Origin of the sequence: Sphingopyxis selenitireducens, from assembly GCF_051550705.1 — a bacterium.
In the GTDB taxonomy this organism is placed as follows: domain Bacteria; phylum Pseudomonadota; class Alphaproteobacteria; order Sphingomonadales; family Sphingomonadaceae; genus Sphingopyxis.
This window is the reverse complement of sequence record NZ_JBPULG010000003.1, coordinates 306,288-325,452: the sequence shown is the minus strand read 5'-3', so window position 1 is coordinate 325,452 and position 19,165 is coordinate 306,288. Positions and strand designations below refer to the sequence as shown.

The 19,165-nt window shown below is 63.5% G+C and carries 24 protein-coding genes; 11 read left to right on the top strand and 13 right to left on the bottom strand.

Annotated elements, in window-relative coordinates; translation table 11 throughout:
• The first annotated feature begins 116 nt into the window (after positions 1-116).
• Complete coding sequence (locus tag ACSYDV_RS11550; RefSeq protein WP_438323964.1) at positions 117-557, top strand: MAPEG family protein; 441 nt, start codon at positions 117-119, stop codon at positions 555-557.
• 32 nt (positions 558-589) lie between these two features.
• On the opposite strand, the gene ACSYDV_RS11545 is transcribed toward ACSYDV_RS11550, so the two are convergent.
• The 4 genes from ACSYDV_RS11545 to ygfZ form a co-directional block, all read right to left on the bottom strand.
• On the bottom strand, positions 590-1,261 hold the full coding sequence (locus ACSYDV_RS11545) for an MBL fold metallo-hydrolase (RefSeq protein ID WP_438323963.1): 672 nt from the start codon (positions 1,259-1,261) through the stop codon (positions 590-592).
• A gap of 47 nt (positions 1,262-1,308) precedes the next feature.
• The gene (locus ACSYDV_RS11540; RefSeq protein WP_438323962.1) at positions 1,309-1,857 is read right to left on the bottom strand and encodes a retropepsin-like aspartic protease family protein; all 549 of its coding nucleotides are present in this window, start codon (positions 1,855-1,857) and stop codon (positions 1,309-1,311) included.
• A gap of 81 nt (positions 1,858-1,938) precedes the next feature.
• Positions 1,939-2,547 (bottom strand): hypothetical protein, encoded by a 609-nt coding sequence (locus tag ACSYDV_RS11535; protein ID WP_438323961.1) that lies wholly within the window; start codon positions 2,545-2,547, stop codon positions 1,939-1,941.
• Positions 2,548-2,578: 31 nt separating this feature from the next.
• Positions 2,579-3,307 (bottom strand): CAF17-like 4Fe-4S cluster assembly/insertion protein YgfZ, encoded by a 729-nt coding sequence (gene ygfZ / locus ACSYDV_RS11530; RefSeq protein WP_438323960.1) that lies wholly within the window; start codon positions 3,305-3,307, stop codon positions 2,579-2,581.
• Between the two features lie 60 nt (positions 3,308-3,367).
• On the opposite strand from ygfZ, the gene pyrC reads away from it, so the two are divergent.
• On the top strand, positions 3,368-4,396 hold the full coding sequence (gene pyrC / locus ACSYDV_RS11525) for a dihydroorotase (RefSeq protein WP_438323959.1): 1,029 nt from the start codon (positions 3,368-3,370) through the stop codon (positions 4,394-4,396).
• Here pyrC and rarD read toward each other — a convergent pair.
• Positions 4,393-5,316 carry an EamA family transporter RarD gene (gene rarD, locus ACSYDV_RS11520; protein WP_438323958.1) on the bottom strand — a complete coding sequence of 308 codons (924 nt, stop codon included), beginning with the start codon at positions 5,314-5,316 and terminating at the stop codon, positions 4,393-4,395. The genes pyrC and rarD overlap by 4 nt on opposite strands.
• A 22-nt stretch (positions 5,317-5,338) precedes the next feature.
• The gene (locus tag ACSYDV_RS11515) at positions 5,339-5,560 is read right to left on the bottom strand and encodes a hypothetical protein (RefSeq protein ID WP_438323957.1); all 222 of its coding nucleotides are present in this window, start codon (positions 5,558-5,560) and stop codon (positions 5,339-5,341) included.
• A gap of 182 nt (positions 5,561-5,742) precedes the next feature.
• Between ACSYDV_RS11515 and ACSYDV_RS11510 the strand changes: the two genes are divergently transcribed.
• From ACSYDV_RS11510 to ACSYDV_RS11500, 3 genes are all read left to right on the top strand, one after another.
• Positions 5,743-6,141 carry a glycine zipper 2TM domain-containing protein gene (locus tag ACSYDV_RS11510; RefSeq protein WP_438323956.1) on the top strand — a complete coding sequence of 133 codons (399 nt, stop codon included), beginning with the start codon at positions 5,743-5,745 and terminating at the stop codon, positions 6,139-6,141.
• Between the two features lie 185 nt (positions 6,142-6,326).
• Positions 6,327-6,878 carry a GNAT family N-acetyltransferase gene (locus tag ACSYDV_RS11505; RefSeq protein WP_438323955.1) on the top strand — a complete coding sequence of 184 codons (552 nt, stop codon included), beginning with the start codon at positions 6,327-6,329 and terminating at the stop codon, positions 6,876-6,878.
• Positions 6,879-7,025: 147 nt separating this feature from the next.
• Positions 7,026-7,775, top strand: coding sequence for a hypothetical protein (locus ACSYDV_RS11500; protein WP_438323954.1), 750 nt, complete (start codon positions 7,026-7,028; stop codon positions 7,773-7,775).
• 72 nt (positions 7,776-7,847) lie between these two features.
• Here the strand turns inward: ACSYDV_RS11500 and ACSYDV_RS11495 are convergent, their stop codons facing one another.
• Complete coding sequence (locus ACSYDV_RS11495; RefSeq protein WP_438323953.1) at positions 7,848-8,030, bottom strand: CsbD family protein; 183 nt, start codon at positions 8,028-8,030, stop codon at positions 7,848-7,850.
• 199 nt (positions 8,031-8,229) lie between these two features.
• Between ACSYDV_RS11495 and ACSYDV_RS11490 the strand changes: the two genes are divergently transcribed.
• The gene (locus ACSYDV_RS11490; protein WP_438323952.1) at positions 8,230-8,967 is read left to right on the top strand and encodes a pentapeptide repeat-containing protein; all 738 of its coding nucleotides are present in this window, start codon (positions 8,230-8,232) and stop codon (positions 8,965-8,967) included.
• A gap of 705 nt (positions 8,968-9,672) precedes the next feature.
• On the opposite strand, the gene ACSYDV_RS11485 is transcribed toward ACSYDV_RS11490, so the two are convergent.
• The 3 genes from ACSYDV_RS11485 to thiS are packed head-to-tail and all read right to left on the bottom strand — an operon-like array spanning position 9,673 to position 11,694.
• Positions 9,673-10,524, bottom strand: coding sequence for an amidohydrolase family protein (locus ACSYDV_RS11485; protein ID WP_438323951.1), 852 nt, complete (start codon positions 10,522-10,524; stop codon positions 9,673-9,675).
• Between the two features lie 10 nt (positions 10,525-10,534).
• Positions 10,535-11,305, bottom strand: coding sequence for a thiazole synthase (locus tag ACSYDV_RS11480; RefSeq protein WP_438323950.1), 771 nt, complete (start codon positions 11,303-11,305; stop codon positions 10,535-10,537).
• Positions 11,302-11,694, bottom strand: a complete 393-nt coding sequence (gene thiS / locus ACSYDV_RS11475; RefSeq protein ID WP_438323949.1) for a sulfur carrier protein ThiS — start codon at positions 11,692-11,694, stop codon at positions 11,302-11,304. The genes ACSYDV_RS11480 and thiS overlap by 4 nt, the downstream gene beginning before the upstream one ends.
• A 156-nt stretch (positions 11,695-11,850) precedes the next feature.
• Here thiS and ACSYDV_RS11470 point away from each other — a divergent pair, with 156 nt between their 5' ends.
• The 4 genes from ACSYDV_RS11470 to ACSYDV_RS11455 all read left to right on the top strand — a co-directional run bounded on the left by ACSYDV_RS11470 (position 11,851) and on the right by ACSYDV_RS11455 (position 15,657).
• Positions 11,851-12,291: a type II 3-dehydroquinate dehydratase gene (locus tag ACSYDV_RS11470; protein ID WP_438323948.1), complete on the top strand. Its 441-nt coding sequence runs from the start codon at positions 11,851-11,853 to the stop codon at positions 12,289-12,291.
• Positions 12,292-12,360: 69 nt separating this feature from the next.
• Complete coding sequence (accB, locus tag ACSYDV_RS11465; protein ID WP_438323947.1) at positions 12,361-12,837, top strand: acetyl-CoA carboxylase biotin carboxyl carrier protein; 477 nt, start codon at positions 12,361-12,363, stop codon at positions 12,835-12,837.
• 7 nt (positions 12,838-12,844) lie between these two features.
• Positions 12,845-14,206, top strand: coding sequence for an acetyl-CoA carboxylase biotin carboxylase subunit (gene accC, locus ACSYDV_RS11460; RefSeq protein WP_438323946.1), 1,362 nt, complete (start codon positions 12,845-12,847; stop codon positions 14,204-14,206).
• Between the two features lie 86 nt (positions 14,207-14,292).
• Positions 14,293-15,657 carry a L,D-transpeptidase family protein gene (locus ACSYDV_RS11455; RefSeq protein WP_438323945.1) on the top strand — a complete coding sequence of 455 codons (1,365 nt, stop codon included), beginning with the start codon at positions 14,293-14,295 and terminating at the stop codon, positions 15,655-15,657.
• A 93-nt stretch (positions 15,658-15,750) separates the two neighbouring features.
• Here ACSYDV_RS11455 and ACSYDV_RS11450 read toward each other — a convergent pair whose 3' ends face one another.
• A complete protein-coding gene (locus ACSYDV_RS11450; RefSeq protein ID WP_438323944.1) occupies positions 15,751-16,452 on the bottom strand; it encodes a murein L,D-transpeptidase catalytic domain family protein in 702 nt (233 codons plus the stop codon).
• Between the two features lie 196 nt (positions 16,453-16,648).
• On the opposite strand from ACSYDV_RS11450, the gene arsC reads away from it, so the two are divergent.
• Positions 16,649-16,993: an arsenate reductase (glutaredoxin) gene (arsC, locus tag ACSYDV_RS11445; RefSeq protein ID WP_438323943.1), complete on the top strand. Its 345-nt coding sequence runs from the start codon at positions 16,649-16,651 to the stop codon at positions 16,991-16,993.
• A 69-nt stretch (positions 16,994-17,062) separates the two neighbouring features.
• Here the strand turns inward: arsC and ACSYDV_RS11440 are convergent, their stop codons facing one another.
• Positions 17,063-18,466, bottom strand: a complete 1,404-nt coding sequence (locus ACSYDV_RS11440; protein WP_438323942.1) for an SPOR domain-containing protein — start codon at positions 18,464-18,466, stop codon at positions 17,063-17,065.
• A 20-nt stretch (positions 18,467-18,486) separates the two neighbouring features.
• Positions 18,487-19,161, bottom strand: a complete 675-nt coding sequence (locus ACSYDV_RS11435) for a hypothetical protein (protein WP_438323941.1) — start codon at positions 19,159-19,161, stop codon at positions 18,487-18,489.
• Positions 19,162-19,165 lie beyond the last annotated feature (4 nt).

The following is a 19,165-nucleotide window of genomic DNA, read 5'->3' as shown; positions in this document are numbered from 1 at the left end:
GCGTTTGGAGCGATGATGTTGCGGACGGACGCGCTTGCCCTTCCCTTATGGGAATGCCACATCTCTCGCCTCGCCGGACTGCAGGGGCGCACCGGCCGATCCATTGGGGGATAACTATGATCTTGTTGCCTGTCAGCCTGACGATCGCCGCCGGAGCGGCGCTGCTCAACCTTTGGCTCTCGGTCCGCGTCGGACGGGTGCGGACGAAGGAAAAGATTTTCGTCGGCGACGGCGGCAATGAACTGGTGACGCGGCGCATGCGCGCGCACAGCAATTATGTCGAAAACACCGCTTTCGTGCTGATCCTGCTCGCACTTGTCGAGTTGGGTCTGGGGTCCTCGACCTGGCTGTGGGGCGCCGGCGCGCTCTATCTGATCGGCCGCATCCTGCATGCGATGGGCATGGACGGCATGATGTGGGCCCGGCTGGTCGGCACGATCATCACCATGCTGACCCAGATCGGCCTTGCCGCCACGGCGCTGATTACAGTGTATCAAAGCCCGGCGAGCATCACCGGCGCCAGCGTCACCGAGACGGTCGTTCTGGAACAGAAGTAAACGCATCCCCCCTCCCGGCGGCGGGAGGGGAATTAACCCGCCGTCCCCAGCACCATATCGCCGACAAAGGGATTGCTGCGCCGTTCGTGCGCGAAACTGCTGTGCGCGCCATGCCCGGGCAGAAAGGTCGTGTCGCCGCCGAGCGGCCATAATTTCTGCGTGATCGAATCGAGCAATTGCTGATGATTGCCGCGCGGAAAGTCGGTGCGGCCGATCGATCCCTGAAAAATGACATCGCCGACGATCGCGAGCTTCGACGGCGCGTGATGGAACACGACGTGCCCCGGCGTATGCCCCGGGCAATGGATGACGTCGATGGTGAGATTGCCGACGGTCACCGTGTCGCCATCGACCAGCCAGCGGTCGGGCTCGAACGATTCGCCCACCATCCCGAAGCGGTCGCCATCCTCGGCAAATTGCTCGATCCAGAAACGGTCGTCCTCGTGCGGCCCTTCGATCGGCACGCCGAGCTCTTTCGCGAGCATCCCTGCCTGTCCGCAATGATCCATATGGCCATGAGTGACGAGGATTTTCTCGACCTCCACCCCGGTCTGCCTGACCGCCTCCTTCAGCTTGTCGAGGTCGCCGCCGGGATCGACGAAAGCTGCCTTGTTGGTTTCGGTACACCACAGGAGGGTGCAATTCTGTTGAAAGGCGGTGACGGGCACGATCGCGGCGCGCAGCGGAGGATTGGGAGCGTTCATGCCGGATGATGTGGGCAAAGCCACGGGATTTGGCAAGCCCGGGCGCCTCAGCGCAGCGTCATCATGTCACCGGCAACATTCACCGCGTCGAGTTTCGAGAGAAAGCTCTGCCCCAGCAGCGAGACGCCCATGTCGGCGTCGATCACCGCCGCCTGCACCCCGCGCACCTCGAGCCCGTCGATCGCGACGCTGTCCAGCATGACGACCCGCATCGGCACTTCACCGCCCGCGGTGCGCGCGGTTCCGGCGACCGGCAGAGCGTCGACGTCGATCCCGATTGCCTCCGCATCGCGGCGGGTCAGCGCGACGATCGACGCCCCGGTATCGACCATCATCTTGACGCTCGCGCCATCGACGCGCGTATCGACATAGAAATGCGAATCGCCCGAGCGGCCCAGACGCACTTCGCCTGCCCCGGTTTTTCGGGCCGACGTGGATGACCAGCCGTTTCCGCCGCGCTGGCTCCAGCCGCCGTCGTCGACGGATTTCACGGCCGATTGTGCGATGTCGCCACTGGTCGTCCGGCTGGCACAGCGCGCCATGCCGACCGATACCGCCGCGATCATCGCGGCCATAACAAGGATACGCCCCAACATGGGACTTGTTATCCCGGATTATCGTTGGAGATTGGTAAAGATATCCGGCCGTCCACCCACCACCGCAAGGTCGCCCTCGCCTTAGTCGATGAACGCCCGCCAGGTCGGCGTGTCGCCGCGAATGCTATAGGCAATCCGGGCGCAGGCATAGGGACGCCCCGGCCGATTGTCGGCCTCCCGCGCGGTCGTCGGCCATAATGAGTCGCCCTTTCCGCCCGCCGACCAGCACACCAGAGACTCGGCCTCTTTCCCGTCCTCGATCGCCGCGCGTTCATCGGCGCTCAGCGATGCCGGTGCATGCCAACCCAAAACGGCACGATGCGTAAAACCTTTTGAAAACAAAGCGGGAAGAAAAGGACTGGCCCGGTCGCGCAACAAGGCGCCAACCCGCTCACGCCCGGCAGCGGTCAGCCACTGCCCGCCGAGCAACGGCGCCCACTGCGCCTCGTCGCGCGAACGGAGGGCGTCCGCCAGCTCGTCGGCCGCGGCTTCGAAACGCGGCACCCATGCGGAATCAGCGGCAAGCGGCGCAAGGATGGACGGCGGCGATGCGGCTTCAGGCTCGACCGGCAACAGCGACGCCGGTGTCCCGGCCTCTGCCCCGGCCGTCGGCTCGACAGGTTCGAGGGCCGCAGCTGGCGGTATCACGAGGGCGGCGGCTAGCGCCGACGATATCAGGAAAGCGCGCATGACGGTTTATTATCAGCAATGGCTGCACCTGTCATGAACCGGTGGCAGCAAGCCCTTCGCGCATCCATCCCGGCGCGCGCGCCGCATCGATATTTTCGACCCGGCGATGCTCGACCGACCAGCCGAGTTCGGGATAGGCAACGACCTGTCGCTTTTCGTCGGCTTCGGCGAGCGGCACGACGACCAGCCGCCGGTTGACCTTTTGCCGCCAGTTCATCCGCGCGGTATTTTCCTGACCGACATAACAGCCCTTGGAAAAGCTGACGCCGTTCAATTCCACCGCATTGCATTCGAGCCACAAGGTTGTCCCGTCGCCAAGTTCCGCGCGGCCTTCGGTGACGCCGAGCGCGAGCCGGTGCGCGCGCCATGCGGCATCGGCGCCCTCGCCTTCATCGGCCGGTGCCAGCCAGCGCTGGCCGAGGCCGGGCAGGCGCGGATCGACGACGCCGAGATCGCCCCCCGGCGCCCAATGGACGGCCAGATCGGGCTCGCGTTCGATGGAGATAGCGCGGCGCAGGCGATAGAGTTTCAGCCGCTTGGCGAGGTCGTCCGCCGCGTCCTTCTCACAGTCGATCAAGATATCGTCGCCGTCGCCCCAGATCAGGAAATCGAACAGCGCCTTGCCCTGCGCGCTGAGCAATGCCGCCCAGACGGGCAGATTGCCCGATACGTCATTGGTCACCAGCCCCTGCAGGAAACCGCGGGCATCCTCGCCCGACAGACGAATGAGCGCGCGATCGTTGAGGGTGGTATTGGTCATGGCGATAATCTAGGGACGCGGCAGCCAAAACCAAGCGCCCATTTTACCCGCGAGAGCCATATGACCGACCGCATCACCATCCGCCGCCCCGACGACTGGCACGTCCACCTGCGCGACGGGGCGATGCTCGATCATGTCGTGCCCTATACCGCGCACCAGTTCGCGCGGGCGATCGTGATGCCGAACCTGTCGCCGCCGGTGACGACGGCCGCCGAGGGGATCGCCTATCGCGACCGCATTCGCGCCGCGGTTCCGGCCGGGGTCGACTTCACCCCGCTGATCGTCGCCTATCTGACCGACAACAGCGATCCCGGCACGATGGCACGCGGCCATGCCGAAGGGGTGTTCACCGCCGCCAAGCTTTATCCCGCCAACGCCACCACGGGCAGCGCGCATGGCGTGACCGATATCGCGAAGATCATGCCCGTGCTCGAACGCATGGCCGAAATCGGAATGCCTTTGCTGATCCACGGCGAAGTCACCGACCATGACGTCGATATCTTTGACCGCGAAGCCGTATTCATCGACCGCACGCTGGCGCCGCTGGTGAAGCAGCTTCCCACGCTGAAGATCGTCTTCGAACATATCACGACGGCCGAAGCGGCGCAGTTCGTCGCCGATGCCCCCGCCAATGTCGCCGCGACGATCACCCCGCAGCATCTGCACATCAACCGCAACGCGATGCTCGTCGGCGGCATCCGCCCGCACGCCTATTGCCTGCCCGTCGCCAAGCGCGAAGCGCATCGCGTCGCGGTCCGCGCCGCAGCGACTTCGGGCTCACCCAAATTCTTCCTCGGCACCGACAGCGCGCCGCACGCGGTGCACACCAAGGAAGCCGCATGCGGTTGCGCGGGCATTTTCAACGCGCCTTTCGCGCTGGAATCCTACATCACCGCCTTCGACCAGGACGGCGCTCTCGACAAGTTCGAGGGTTTCGCCAGCGAGCATGGCCCGAATTTCTATGGCCTGCCGCTGAACAGCGGCACGATCACGCTGGAACGCGGCGAGACGGTCGTTCCGGATCGCTGCGGCGAGGTCGTGCCTTTCCATGCGGGCGAAACGCTGGGCTGGCGGCTGGTTGCTGCCTAAGCCACCGCCACCATCTTCTCGGCGCGCATCTTGCGCCACATGTCGAAACTGAAGATCGCGATGCTGACCCAGATCAGCAGGAAACAGAGAAGCTGCACCGGCTTCAGCGGCTCATCAAAAACGAACAGGCCGAGCAGGAAGACGATACTCGGCGCGAGATATTGCACAAAGCCGAGCGCGGCAAAGCTCATCCGCCGCGCCGCCGTCGCGAACAGGAGCAGCGGCACCGCGGTGACAACGCCCCCGGCCGCGAGCAACAGGCTGATCCCCGTACCCGTTCCAAAGCCGCGACCATCGCCGATCCAGAGATAATATCCCGCCGCAGCGATCGCCACCGGCATCAGCAATGTCGTCTCGATCGCGAGGCCGGGCAGCGCGCCGACGGGTATGACCTTCCGGATCAGGCCATAGAAAGCAAAGGTGAAGGCCAGCGTCAGGCTGATCCACAGCGTATCGAGCGCCCCTCCGAGCAGGATGGCGACGCCGACCGCCGCGAACGCCACCGCAAGCGCCTGCAGACGGCTGAGCCTTTCTCCCAGAAAGATCATCCCCAACATCACATTGACCAGCGGATTGAGATAATAGCCAAGGCTGGCAGCCAGCACATGGTCGGTAAAAATGGCGTTGATATAGACCAGCCAGTTCAATGCGATCAGCGCCGAGCTGGCGATCAGCATCCGCAGCACGCGCCAATCCCTGAACGCCGCCAGATAATCGCCGATCTGTCGGCGGCATATCATGATCAGGAAGCACAAGGGCAGCGACCAGATGATCCGCTGCGCCAGCACTTCGATCGGCGGCACGCTGGTCAGCAATTTGAAGAACAGCGGAACAATGCCCCAGATCGCATAGGCGGCGAGGGCATAGGGCAAACCGCCCTGATGGCTTCCCGGGGGGACGGGCGCCGATGGCTGGGTCATGATGCGGCTCGTTTCCGGCGGATCAGATAAGACCGCCGCCCAGCATCAGGCGGACAACGCCAATGACGACCACGACGATGTTCAAATTGCGCCCGCTCGTCTTGTCCGACATCGCGCCGAGCGCAAGCCCGACCACGGCAAAGGGGATGATCACCCAATTTGCCGCGCCGAGAAAGGGGATGAAAGCGAACACCGCGAGAATAAGCGCGATAACGCCAATGGCGAGCGAGGCGATATTAAGCATGTGCAGACGTGTCGCATGCCCGCCGCGACGCGGCAAGGCCCTTTCGGTTCGTCGTCCATACTACTCGGTTCGTCTTGTTGCCTAGGGTTAATGCAACGTCGGACAGATTCCACTCGTTCTCCCCCCGAAGCACCCGCTCCCCCTTTGCGGGATCGAGGCGCAAGACCAGGAAAGGATTTGAAATGCTTAACTTCACCAAAGGCCTGATGGGCGCTTTTGTTGCCGTCGGCGTCATCGCAACGGCCCCCGCCTATGCCGGCATCGTCGCCCCCGCCAAGGCGACGGGCTATCATAATCTTGAACAGGCGAGCGACTTTCACAAGCGCAAGCATCGCGATCGCCGATATGCGCGCGACGAGCGCTTGGGTGCGAACAGCCGCGTCTGGCGCGGCAATGACGGCCGTTATCATTGCAAAAAGGATAATGGCACGACCGGCCTGCTTATCGGCGGCGCTGTCGGCGGTCTTGCCGGCAATGAAATCGCCGGCCGCGGCGACAAGCTGCTCGGCACCGTGATCGGTGCGGGCGCTGGCGCTCTGCTCGGCCGCGAGATCGACCGCGACAAATATCGCTGCCGCTAAGCCAAGCGACAGAGTTCCCATTGCAGGCGCGGGTCCGAGACCCCTCCGCCCGCACCCGTGATGGAGAGGGCGCCAACTTGGTTGGCGCCCTCTACGCGTTTGAAAATGGCCCTTTCGCCTTGCCCCGCCGGGGTTCTTGCCGCAGAAGCCGTGCTTTATTGCGCCCCTTCGAAAAAGGACCGACGATGTTGAACGGCCCCCTGCTCGTCACCGAACGGCTGATTCTGCGACCGCCCGCAACCGAGGATTTCGACGGCTTCGCCGACATGTGCGCCGAAGAAGATACGATGCGCTTCATCGGCGGCGCCTGCCCCCGGTCGCAGGCCTGGCGCATGTGGTGCACGCTCGCGGGAGCCTGGCATATCCGCGGCTTTTCGATGTTCTCGGTGATCGAACGCGAAACCGGTGAATGGGTCGGACGGCTCGGTCCATGGGAACCCGAAGGCTGGCCAGCACCCGAAATCGGCTATGGCGTTCGCGCCAAATTCGCGGGCAAGGGCTATGCATTGGAAGGCAGTGTCGCGGCCTGCGATTTCGCGGTCGAATTTCTGAAATGGCCCGAGCTGATGCACAGCATCGACCCCGCCAATATACGCTCTCAGGCCCTCGCCAAACGGCTGGGCGCAACGAACAGCGGCCCGACCCGCCTGCCCCCGCCTTTCGAAGACGCGCCCGTCGATGCATGGACGCAAAGTGCCGACGCATGGCGTGTGAAGCGCAAGGAATTCCTTCCCTGAGCCGCTAGCGTCATTGCCCTGCTGGCACAAAGCGTCTCACCACGGCACAGTTTTTGACTGACAAACCCCTGCCCTTTCGCGGGATTTGCTCATATTTGCCTCATCTTATACTGGCGATCGGAGCCTGGGATTGAGGGAGTTCTAGCTATGATGTCGCGCGGAAAATGGCTGGTCACCGGCTTGCTGATCCTCGCCGCGCCGCTCGCGGGCTGCCGGGACAATCCCGACGCGAAGGCGGAACTCCAGCCGATCGACGACGGGCTGACCGATGCCGACCCCGCAATCAAGGGCGCACTGGAAGACCGGATCATGGTCGATCCCAAGCTGACGGGTCAGGCGAACCGGAACGCCGCAGGACCGGGCAACCGCCCCATCGACGGCGGGGTCCCCGGTATCGCGGGCGGCAAGGCCGCAACCGCTGCCGAAGCCGCCGCCGCGCTGAAGGTCGGCAAATTGCTTCCCACTCCCAAGGCCCTGCCATTCGAGGCGGGCTGCGATGGCTGTGAGGCAAAGGAACGCCCCGTCACCATCGGTGCTCTCGCTCGCGAACAGTCTAAGGGCGGTTGTGACGCCAAGCTGACCTATGGAAACGCCTGGGCCGAACGCCTGCCCGCCGCGTTCAAAGTCTATCCGCGTGCGACACTGCGCGAGGCCGCCGGGATCGACGGCGGCCAGTGCAATATCCGCGTCGTCAATTTCCAGACCGCCGCACCGATGCAAATCGTGCTCGATTATTACCACACCCTCGCCGTTCACAATGGCTACACGAGCGACCACCGGGTCAATGGCAACGAACATATGCTCGGCGGGACCAAGGGCGATCTTGCCTATGTCCTGTTCATGCGCCGCGACGGCGGGATGACCGACGTCGATCTGGTCGCCTCCGGCGGGAAATAGCCTGCCCCGCAGGCAGAAAAAAAGGCCCCGAGGGGAACGGGGCCTTTTCTTGCGCGACGGTCGTAAAGATCGTCAGATTTTGTCGCCCAGCGCGCCCTGAACCTTGCCCTTCAGATTCTGGGCCTCGCCCTTGCGTTCCTGCGCTTCGCCTTCGGCGCGCAGGCGTTCATTGTCGGTCGCCTTGCCAATCGCCTGCTTGGTGTTGCCGGCAGCTTCGTTGGCGATGCCTTTCGCCTTTTCGGTGAATTCACCCATGGGGGTTCTCCTTGGCTCATTCCGAGGCAGCATAGCCTCTTGCCTGATCAACGGGGCGCCGGGGCGGATGTTCCGGCGCGCGGGACAAAGCGTTGCTGGCGAAGGATGATCGACCATATTGCTCATATTCTTCATTGTTCTTGATACGTTCCACCCCCGCGCTTATCGGTAACGAAATTCCGAGAAGATGGAGACGATGGTGAAGCTCGAACCCAATTGCATCGCCAAGGACGCGGATTTGTCCGACCATGATTTCGTCGATGCCGACCTCGCCGGTGCGGTACTGACCGACTGCGTAATGCGCGACGTACAGTTTACGGGAACATGCCTGCAGGATGCGCGGTTGACGCGATGCCGCCTCATTCGCTGCCGCTTTGCCAACGCCGACCTGCGCGATGCGACCTTCGACAATTGCTCCTTCATCGACGACGAAGGCCATGTCGGGGTGCAATTCGCTTTCTCCCGCATCGAACAGACGCGGTTTAACCGCTGCGATCTGTCATTTGCGAAATTCGATCGTTCGACGCTGTTCGGGGTAGAGATCGAAGCGTGTAACTTGCGCGGCGCCGCGTTCGACAAGGCCGATTTCAGCCGCACCTTCGGGCGCACGCTCGTCAAGACGGCGGCGACGTTGCGTAGCTGCAACCTCGAGTTTGCCGACCTCAACGGATTGCGGGTGCCCGATTGCGACCTCTCCGGCTCCAGCTTTCGCGAAGCTGTGCTTTTCGACGCCAATCTGGAAGGCGCAGACCTGCGCGGCTCCGATCTCGTCCTTGCGCTGACCGCCGGCGCCAGGCTTGCGCGCGCAGACGTTCGCGGCGCGGAACTGGCGGGCTTGAACCTCAGGGAACTGGCAAGCCTCGAAGGAATGATCGTATCGGCCGATCAGCAGCCGCATTTGCTGGCCGCGATGGGGCTGGATGTCTCGATGGGGTGAGATGTCTAGAGGGCGTCAGTTTTGGGGTGGGAAGCGGACGTGGGAGTTATACTCGTGGCGAGCGCAACCTTCGGGCGAGTATGAGAACGTAGCGTTTCGTGAGGTAAAGATACCAGATCACGCCGGGCAGTAAAAAGGGCACAACCCAAAATGTATTATGGACAGCGAGCCCGGTTGCATATTCAAATGCAAACATGAGGCCTCCGCCCAAAAAAATCAGCCAAAGACATTCCAGTTTGCCGTAGCCGCTCCAAGGCGGGTCGCGCTCCATCTCAGTTATGAGACGATCGTGGTATCGTATAAGCCAATGCAATCTTGGAAACCCCAAAGTTTTGTTCTCCAAAACTTATGGCAATTGAAACGTGTCTGCAAACGGTCGCTAGCGGACGCTCGCTAATGTTTGTGGCTTGTTTGGCGCCCATTTGTAGAGCGCAACGATTATCCGCCAACCGGCCAAAGCTAAGATGACAAAGCCCACTGGAAGCAGCAAATTCAACAACACGTTCGGCGAGAACGAGGTGAGGACTACCTCAATAAGGACCACCCATGCAAAGGCTCCGAGCAGTATGGCGATTATGAACGAAACGGCGAAACGGCGAATCCATATCCTCATTCGCGAATTATGAGCTTTAGTCGGCATGTCTGCAATCGGTCGCTTCCTGCCATTCGTCATCGCTCTTGATCACGGCGTAGAAAACAGGCGCTCTAGCGTTTCAGCCCGAACAACACGCGCGCATTCGCGGACCGGATCTTCGCCTTTTCGGCCGCAGTGAGATCGAGCTTTTCGAACGCCGCGAGCGTCTGCTCCAGCGAGAATTGCGGATAGTCGGACCCGATCAGGACATGATCGACCCCGACGTTGCGGATCGTCCAGATAAACTCTTCCTCGATCGGTGCATCGGCGGCGAGCGTGACCATCGCCGAAATGTCGAAATAGATATTGTCGCCGAACAATCCCTCGGCGGTGCGCGCCATTTTGAGGATATTCCAGAAGCGGAAGTTCAGCCCGCCCATATGCGCGAAGATGAATTTCGTCTTCGGCGCCGCGAGCGCAAGGTTGAATAATTTCTCACTATCGCCGCCCGGAACGATATTGGCATTGTCCATCACGACGGTGACGCCCAGTTCGCCCGCCCGCCGGACCAGCGCCAGGACCCGCGCGTCGGCGGGATCGAATTTTTGCGTATGCGGATGGATTTTGAGCAGCTTCACGCCCAGCCCGGCGACGCGTTGCAATTCGGCCAGCGCGGCCGCCCCGTCATAGGGATGGACCGTCGCGATCGGCGCCATCGCCGGATGCTTCGCCGCCAGCGCGAGCAGCGCATCATTGCGCGCGCGAATATCGTCGGGATTGCCCGCAAGCGCCTGGTTCGGGCCGCCGAACCACATCCCGCCGAAACCGGCGAGATCGAGTCCCGCGCCCTTCACCTGCGCCTCATATTCGCCGATCGACTTTTCGCCGTCCCACAGATGGACGTGGCTGTCGAAGGACGGTTGCGCGCCCGCGACTTCGGGCACGAACAGGAATGCGGCGGCGAGGAGCGGCAGGACTTTCATGACGTCGGCGTCAGATCAATCCTGCCAGCGGGCTCGACGGATCGGCATAGCGCCGCACGCCCATCCGTCCCGCAAGCCAGGAATCGCGCCCAGCCTCGACCGCGAGCTTCATCGCCCGCGCCATGCGGATGGGGTCTTTCGCCTCGGCGATCGCGGTGTTCATCAGCACGCCGTCGCAGCCAAGCTCCATCGCCACTGCGGCGTCGCTTGCCGTGCCCACGCCTGCATCGACCAGCACCGGCACCGAAGCGCCCTCGACGATCAGGCGGATCGTGACGCGGTTCTGAATGCCCAGCCCCGACCCGATCGGCGCACCGAGAGGCATCACCGCGACCGCGCCCGCATCCTCAAGCTGCTTCGCGGCGATCGGATCGTCGACGCAATAGACCATCGGCAGGAAGCCCTCTTTCGCGAGGACTTCGGTCGCCTCAAGCGTCTCGCGCATATTGGGATACAGCGTCTTCGCCTCGCCCAGCACCTCAAGCTTCACCAGATCCCAGCCGCCCGCCTCGCGCGCCAGCCGCAAGGTGCGGATTGCGTCGTCGGCGTTGAAGCAGCCCGCGGTGTTCGGCAGGTAAGTGATCTTCTTGGGGTCAATATAGTCGGTGAGCATCGGCGCGGTGGGATCGGACACATTGACGCGGCGCACCGCGACGGTGACGATTTCTGCCCCCGACGCCGCGACCGCGGCCGCATTCTGCTCAAAATCCTTATATTTGCCGGTGCCGACAATCAGCCGCGACGTGAATGTCCGTCCGGCCACACTCCATTGATCGGTCAACAACCGCCTCCCACAAAATGCACGATTTCCAGTTCGTCGCCCTCGGCGAGCGCGACGTCGGCCAGGGTCGAGCGCGGTACGATTTCGCGGTTGCGTTCGACCGCGACCTTTTTGACATCAAGCCCCAGCGATGCGACGAGATCGGCAATGCTGCCCTCGCGCGCCTGCCTTTGCTCGCCATTGAGCATGATCGAAATCACCGCAACCCTACCTTCTTTGCCTTTTACGATGCAGCCCATATAGGGGGAGCATCCATCGCCGCAACCGAAAGCCCTTGCAGGGGTCAGAACCCTCCAATTGCGTGATCGAGGTTTGAAGCGATTTTGTTCAGGGCAAGGAAGCGGAACGCAGGCATATAAAAATATTCCAAGGCGCGCTGACGCAGCCATGGACAAAATCGATCAAATCCCCAAGGGACACCGAAATGGCTTCGATCTCGCCTCCGCGCGGCCTTGCTGATGGAACCACCATCCGCGGCGGCCGAGCGAAGCCGATATCTTCGCCATTTCGGTGCCTCGAACACGCAATTGGAGGGTTCTGACCCCATGACCGATACGCCAACCGTCTATGTGCTGAGTGGCCCCAATCTCAACCTGCTCGGTACGCGCGAGCCCGAAATCTATGGCCATGACACGCTGAACGACATTCACGCGCGGCTCGAGGCGCAAGCCGCCGAACTGGGGCTGCGCGTCGAATGCCGCCAGACGAACCATGAAGGCGTGCTGATCGACTGGCTCCACGAAGCCTATGTCGCGGGCGCGAAAGCGGTGTTGCTCAACGCCGGGGGCTATACGCATACCTCCGTCGCGCTTCACGACGCGATCAAATCGATCAAGGTGCCGGTGATCGAGGTTCATTTGTCGGACCCGATGAAACGCGAATCCTTTCGCCATATCAGCTACATCGGTATGGCAGCGGTCGCGCATTTCGCCGGACATGGCGCGCAAAGCTATACGCTGGCGCTGGACGCCGCCGCCCGTCTCTGACAAGAGGGCGCCATCATAATCGGGGTCGAGCGTCGCACCAACGACGCCGCAACAACAGGAATTATTCTCATGGGTGACCATAAAGACAATGGCATCAACATCGATCCGGCATATGTCCGCGCCCTCGCGGAACTGCTTGACGACACGCAGCTTTCGGAAATCGAGGTCGAGGACGGCGATCGCAAGGTCCGCGTCGCGCGCGCGCTGACCGCGGCGCCCGTCGCCTATGCACCCGCCCCCTTGGCGGCGCCCGCCGCCGCTCCGGCCGCTGCCGCAGCACCGGCCGCAGCAGCGCCCGCTGCCGACAATTTCGCCGACGCCGTGAAATCGCCGATGGTCGGCACGGTCTATCTCGCGGCCGAACCCGGCGCGCCCAATTTCGCGGCCGTCGGCTCGGCGGTGAAGGCCGGCGATACCGTCCTGATCATCGAGGCGATGAAGGTCATGAACCCGATCGTCGCGCCGGCGTCGGGAACGCTGAAGGCGGTGCATGTCGAGAACAGCCAGCCGGTCGAATTCGACCAGCCGCTGTTCACCATCGGCTGAGCTTCGCATGGCTATTGAAAAGCTTCTGATCGCCAACCGCGGCGAGATCGCGCTGCGCATCCACCGCGCATGCCACGAAATGGGCATCAAGACGGTCGCGGTCCATTCGACCGCCGATACCGATGCGATGCACGTTCGCCTCGCCGACGAAGCCGTGTGCATTGGCCCGCCGGCGGCGAAGGACAGCTATCTCAACATTCCGGCGATCATCTCGGCAGCCGAAATCACCGGCGCCGACGCGATCCATCCCGGCTATGGTTTTCTGTCGGAGAACGAGCGCTTCGCCGAGATCATCGAAGCGCATGACATGGTCTTCGTCGGGCCGAAACCCGAACATATCCGCACCATGGGCGACAAGGTCGAGGCGAAGCGCACCGCTGTCGCACTCGGCCTGCCGGTCGTTCCGGGCTCACCCGGCGCGGTCACTTATGGCGACGAGGCGCGCAAGATCGCCGAAGGTATCGGCTATCCGGTGCTGATCAAGGCCGCATCGGGCGGCGGTGGACGCGGGATGAAGGTCGTCCCCGACGCCGACAGCCTCGAAAGCCTGATGGGTCAGGCCTCATCGGAAGCGGCGGCCGCCTTCGGCGATCCGACCGTTTACATGGAAAAATATCTGGGCAACCCGCGCCACATCGAATTTCAGGTGTTCGGTGACGGCAAGGGCAATGCCATCCATCTCGGCGAACGCGACTGCTCGCTCCAGCGCCGCCACCAGAAGGTGCTCGAAGAAGCGCCCTCGCCGATCATCTCGGCCGAAGAGCGCGCGCGCATGGGCAAGGTGTGCGCCGACGCGATGGCGGCCATGCATTATCGCGGCGCCGGCACGATCGAGTTCCTGTGGGAAAATGGCGAATTCTTCTTCATCGAGATGAACACGCGCATTCAGGTCGAACATCCGGTGACCGAAATGATCACCGGTTTCGACCTCGTCCGCGAACAGATCCGCGTCGCGGGCGGCGCGGGCCTGTCGGTGAAGCAGGACGATCTGGAGTTCCGCGGCCATGCCATGGAATGCCGCATCAACGCCGAAGATCCGCGAACCTTCATGCCCTCGCCGGGCAAGGTCACCAGCTATCACGCCGCAGGCGGGATGCATGTGCGCGTCGATAGCGGGCTTTACGCCGGCTATTCGATCCCGCCCTATTATGACAGCATGATCGGCAAGCTGATCGTTTACGGTCGCACCCGCGAAAGCTGCATGATGCGGATGCGCCGCGCGCTCGAAGAAATGGTGATCGGCGGGGTCAAGACGAACATTCCGCTCCATCAGGCGTTGCTGGCCGACCCCGATGTCATCCACGGCGACTATACCATCAAATGGCTGGAAGAATGGCTGGCCCGCGAGGCCGACGCCGGCGCCGCCTGAACTTCATCGTCATCCCGGCGCAAACCGGGATGACGATGTGCGGTCCCTCACTTTAACTGTCGGATTTTTTTGGCTATGGCATCGCCATGGTCAAAACCTCCCCCCCCTTCGCGCGCCCGGCCGTGGCATTTCTCCTCCCGCTGACCCTGCTCGCGTCCCCCGCGCTCGCGCAGACCGAGGTCAAGGAGGATTCCGTTATCCTCCAGCCCGACAAGGTCGCCGATGACGCCCCTGTCGTGGCCGCCGAGGCCGAACTGCTGGGCTGGTCCAGGGCCAATGCCCAGGCGCTGCTGACTTTCATCAAAAATGTCGGCGAAGAGGGCCTGTTCGCCAAGGATTATAACCCCGACGGACTGCAGGCGGCGATCGACAGCGGCAATAATATCCAGCTCGACAAAGTCGCAACCGACAGTTTTCTGCTGCTCGCGACGCACCTGCGCGACGGCCGCACGCCCAATGCCGCACGCAAGCAATGGTTCATGGTCGACAGCGATGCCGAGAATGAGCCGCTGCTGCCGCTGCTGACCACCGCGCTGCTCGGAAACTCCGTCCCCGAAAGCCTCGCCGGGCTCGACCCCGTGCATCCCGATTTTATCGCGCTCAAGGCGTCGCTCAAATCGACGAAGGCCGCCGCCGACGCCAATGCCATCCGCGTCAACATGGAACGCTGGCGCTGGATGCCGCGCGACCTTGGCGAACGCTATGTCGTCAGCAACGTCCCCGAATATGTGACCCGCGTGGTCCATGGCGGTACGATCATCGCGACCCACAAGGCCGTGGTCGGCAAGGCGTCGACCCCGACCCCGCAGCTCAATCCGATGGCGACGGGCGTCATCGTCAACCCGACCTGGACGCTGCCGCGCAGCATCATCAACGAGGGGATTGGCGCAACGATCGCCAACAACCCCGCCCGCGCCCGCGCGCAGGGCTACACCTGGACCGGCAGCGGCAAAAATCTGTCGGTCGTGCAAAAGGCCGGCCCCGGCAATGCGCTCGGCGTGATGAAGCTCGAAATGCTCAACGAGCATGCGATCTATCTGCACGATACCCCGTCGAAGGGCGCGTTCGCCGCCGCCGCGCGTGCGTTCAGCCACGGCTGCATCCGTACCGAACGCGCGCTGCACTTCTCCGGCCTGATGGCGGTGATGTTCGCGGGCCGCAGTCCCGAGGAATTCGGCGAAGTGGTCGCGAGCGGCAAGACGACGCGCTTCGGCTTCGATGATCCCTTCCCCGTCTATGTCGCCTATTGGACCGTCGTTCCCAACGGCAAAAGCGGCGTGAAGAAGCTGGCGGACCTTTACGGCCGCGATGCTCCTGTGATCGCCAGCTTCGCCAAGCCCGGCCGCCCGACTGCGACGATCGTCGCGCCCAAGGCGCCGGCGGTCGTGCCGACGGTCCCCGTTGCGACGACCGCACGCGCGACGACGCCGGGAACTTCGGGAATTTATTGAGAAAAATGAACGTCGCCCCCGCGAAGGCGGGGGCCGCTATCCGCTTGGCGTAAGGCTGCCAGCGGCCCCCGCCTTCGCGGGGGCGACGGCTAATTAATCCGCGGTGGTCGGGAACGTCCCGCTGACCGAACCCGCTTGCCGGATATTATCGACGACGGGCGGCAGTTCGAACGGCTTGGGCGCCGGCGGCGCGATGCTCAGCTTGTCGGCGAACAGCAGCCGCCCGGGGCCAAGTTTATAGAGGATCAGCGGCAGCAGTTCCTCGCCAAAGACGAAACAACCCTCGCTGCGGCCCAGCTTGCCCTGCGTCGCAATCAGCGACGGTTCGGCATACCAGGCGCCGTGCACGACGATCGCGCGCACATCGGCATTGTTGTTATCGGGCTCCAGCCCCGCGAGACGCATCGACGACCCGTTGCCGCCCATATAATAATCGCTGGTGCGGTAAGCGCCGCGCGAGGTCGCAAGACTGCCGACACGGTTCGAAAAGCTCTTGAGCCAGCCGTCGTGCTGAGGGTCCGACCCGCGGCCGTGCGTGACCGGATACATGTCGATCTTTCCCGCCACCATATCGACCAGCGCGAAGCGCGGCCGTGACGATGGCAGGCCGAAATCGACGATCCCGACGCGGTCGGTCTGCATGATGTTGCGCCCCTGGCGCGCCAGCTGCGTCCGCGCGACGGCCAGATAATCGACCGGCGGTGCGGCCGGGGCCGGCTGCTGAATCCAGCCCGGCATTTGCGCGCGCGCGGAGGTCGCGACCAGCGCGCCTGCGCTCGCCAGCCCGGTCAACATCGCCCTGCGATCCATTAATTCATTCACGTGCAACCCATACCCCGCAATGGCCGCCTTTACGGTCCCTCGATTTTTCACAAATCATGGGTCCGGCCTTCAAAGGCAAGCAGGTGATGCCTCTTCATGCGGGCAGATGTGCCATATATGCCATGAACAGCGGGTTTACGCTGCGGTAAGCCCACGTTAGGACGTGCCCATGAAAGCAACCATCTGGCACAACCCCGCCTGCGGCACCTCGCGCAAGACCCTTGCGATTCTTCAGGAGATGCCCGGCGTCGACGTCACCATCGTCGAATATCTGAAAAATCCCTATACGGCGGACAAGCTGCGGCAGCTCTTCGCCGACGCCGGCCTAGCCGCGCGCGATGCCCTGCGCCTGCGCGGCACCGATGCCGACGAACGCGGCCTCAAGGATGCCGATGAAGAGAGCATCATCGCGGCAATGGCTGCCAATCCCGCCTATGTCGAACGTCCGATCGTCGAAACCGACAAGGGCGTGCGGCTGTGCCGTCCGCAGGATGTGGTGCGCGAAATTCTCTGACAAAAGCGAAGGGGCGCAGCCTCGCGGCCACGCCCCTTCCCGTTTCACTCCCCCCGGAGTGTCGAAAACTTACCGCGAAGCCATCCGCAGCGGACTGGCTTTCGCCGCCCACTGGATGCTTTCGCCGCCGCCCATCTGGCGGATGAAGCAGGTCTGGCCCTGTGCCTTCAACTCGTTGCAAAGGCTGGTCGCATCGGCGCGGGTTGCAAGGCCGTTGACCGTCAGGCGATAGAAGGTGCGACCCTTCACCGTCGCGGAGTGGCTCGATGCCGGGAAATTCGCCAGCATGGCGCTCCGCCTTTTCAGGCCGCTCCATTTTTCCTTGGCGATACCCAGGCTGTCATAGGCGCCGAGTTGCACGGCCCAGCCCGACGGCTTTTTCGAATCAAAGCCCATCGCCGCGGGGACAACGCGCGTCACCAGTTCCAGCGCCTGTTCCTGATAGGGACGCAGGCGTTCGCCCGTTTCACCGGCAATGCGCGGCGCGGTGCGATAGAGTGCGGCGTCGGCCAGAATCACTTCGCCCGCCGGCGTCGGCTGCGGCAATTCGGTCACCGGCACCACGCCATCGGCGGTACGCTGCGGCATCGGCAGCTCGACCGTGCGGATCGCGCTCGATGCATCGGCCATCACCGGCGGCGGCGGTGCAAAAGTGGCGACCGGCGCCGGGTCGATGCTGGCCAGTTCGACCGCAGCGGGTGCCGCGGCCATTTGGGTATCGGCAAAATTGCTCAGCGCCAGGCGTACCGGCATGCCGACATCGCCCTGCTGCACCTTGGCGCCAATCAGGCTTGCGACCCGGACCTGCGCGTTCGGCTGTTCGGCCAGCTTCGACCATTCGGCCATTCGGCCCTCGAGCTTTGCAGGCGACAGGTCCTGCGACGCGAGGATGCGGGCCTGCGCCCAGCGCCCCGACATAGCGAAGGCCAGCGCCAGATTCTGCCGCGTGCGGGCATTTGCCCCGGGAGCCCGGGCCGCTTCGCTCAGCATATAGATCGCCGATTCACTGTCGCCAGCAAGCGCCAGCGCCAGACCGGTGTCCGATGCCGGCACCTTGTCCTGATGCGCACCCAGCAACGCGGCCGCATCGACCGCCTTGCCCTGTGCAATCTGCGCCAGCGCCAGCGCGATGATCGTATTGGCGTCGTCCGCACCCAGCTCCATCGCCTCGGTCAAGGCGGCGGTGGCGGAGACGAACCGGCCATCGTTGAGATAGGCTTGGCCCAGCAGCGCACGATAGCTGGCGTCGCGCGGGCTCGCGGCGACTGCGGCTTCAGCGAAGCCGACGGCCTTGTCGGCCTTGTCCTGCTCGATCGCCACGCGCGCCTTGTCCGCCGATTTGGCGGCGGCGTCGGGCTTGATCGCGGCGCCCGCCGGGGCAGACGCCATCTGTCCCATGCCGCTGCAACCCGAGGTCGTAACGCCCAGAACAAGGCCCGATATGGCCAGCTTCATCAGCATGTTGCGGTTCATGATAAGTCCCCCTTGCCGGCCTAACCCTGCGCCGTCCGGCGCGGCGGTCGCGCCGCCGGAAGGCGGCTCGCCATCGCGTCGATTTCGGGCAGCGAGGCCAGATATTCGTCGAGCAAATCGGTCAGGATCAGCTGCGAAGAGCGGTTCGTCACCGCGCTCGCCAGCCGCAACCGAAGATGACGTTCGGCGTCGAGCCGCAGCGTGAAGGCCGCCTTTTCGCGGGCAAGCGGCGCGCGCGGCGCTTTGGCTTTCGGCGCTTTCGGTGCGGGCCGCGCCTCGACCTTGCGCGCCACGGCAGCGACGCGGTCGATCAACGATTCCTGCTGACGAACAATTTCCGGAACTTCGGGTGCTTCGGCGGAATAATCCGCATCGACGCCCATGATTCCCGTTGGCTCGGTCAGTTGGGTCAGCTCGCCGCCGACGCCTTCCTCGACCGCCTGCTCGGCCTCGAGATTGTGCGCCAACACCGATCCGGTCAGCAGCGGCTTCAGATCAAACATCTGCTCAGGTTCGCCCGACTGGTCGGGGTCGACGTCATAGCCCATGTCGTTCCAGCCCAGGTCGTCATAACCGGTGCTGCTCATCGGCGCGGGGCCGCTGCCCAGCGGCTGGCGGCGCATGGCCGGCCGTGCCCCGCCCTTGCGAGCAAGCAATCCGGCGCTCAGCGATGCGAGGGGTTTGGGTTCGCCCATGATA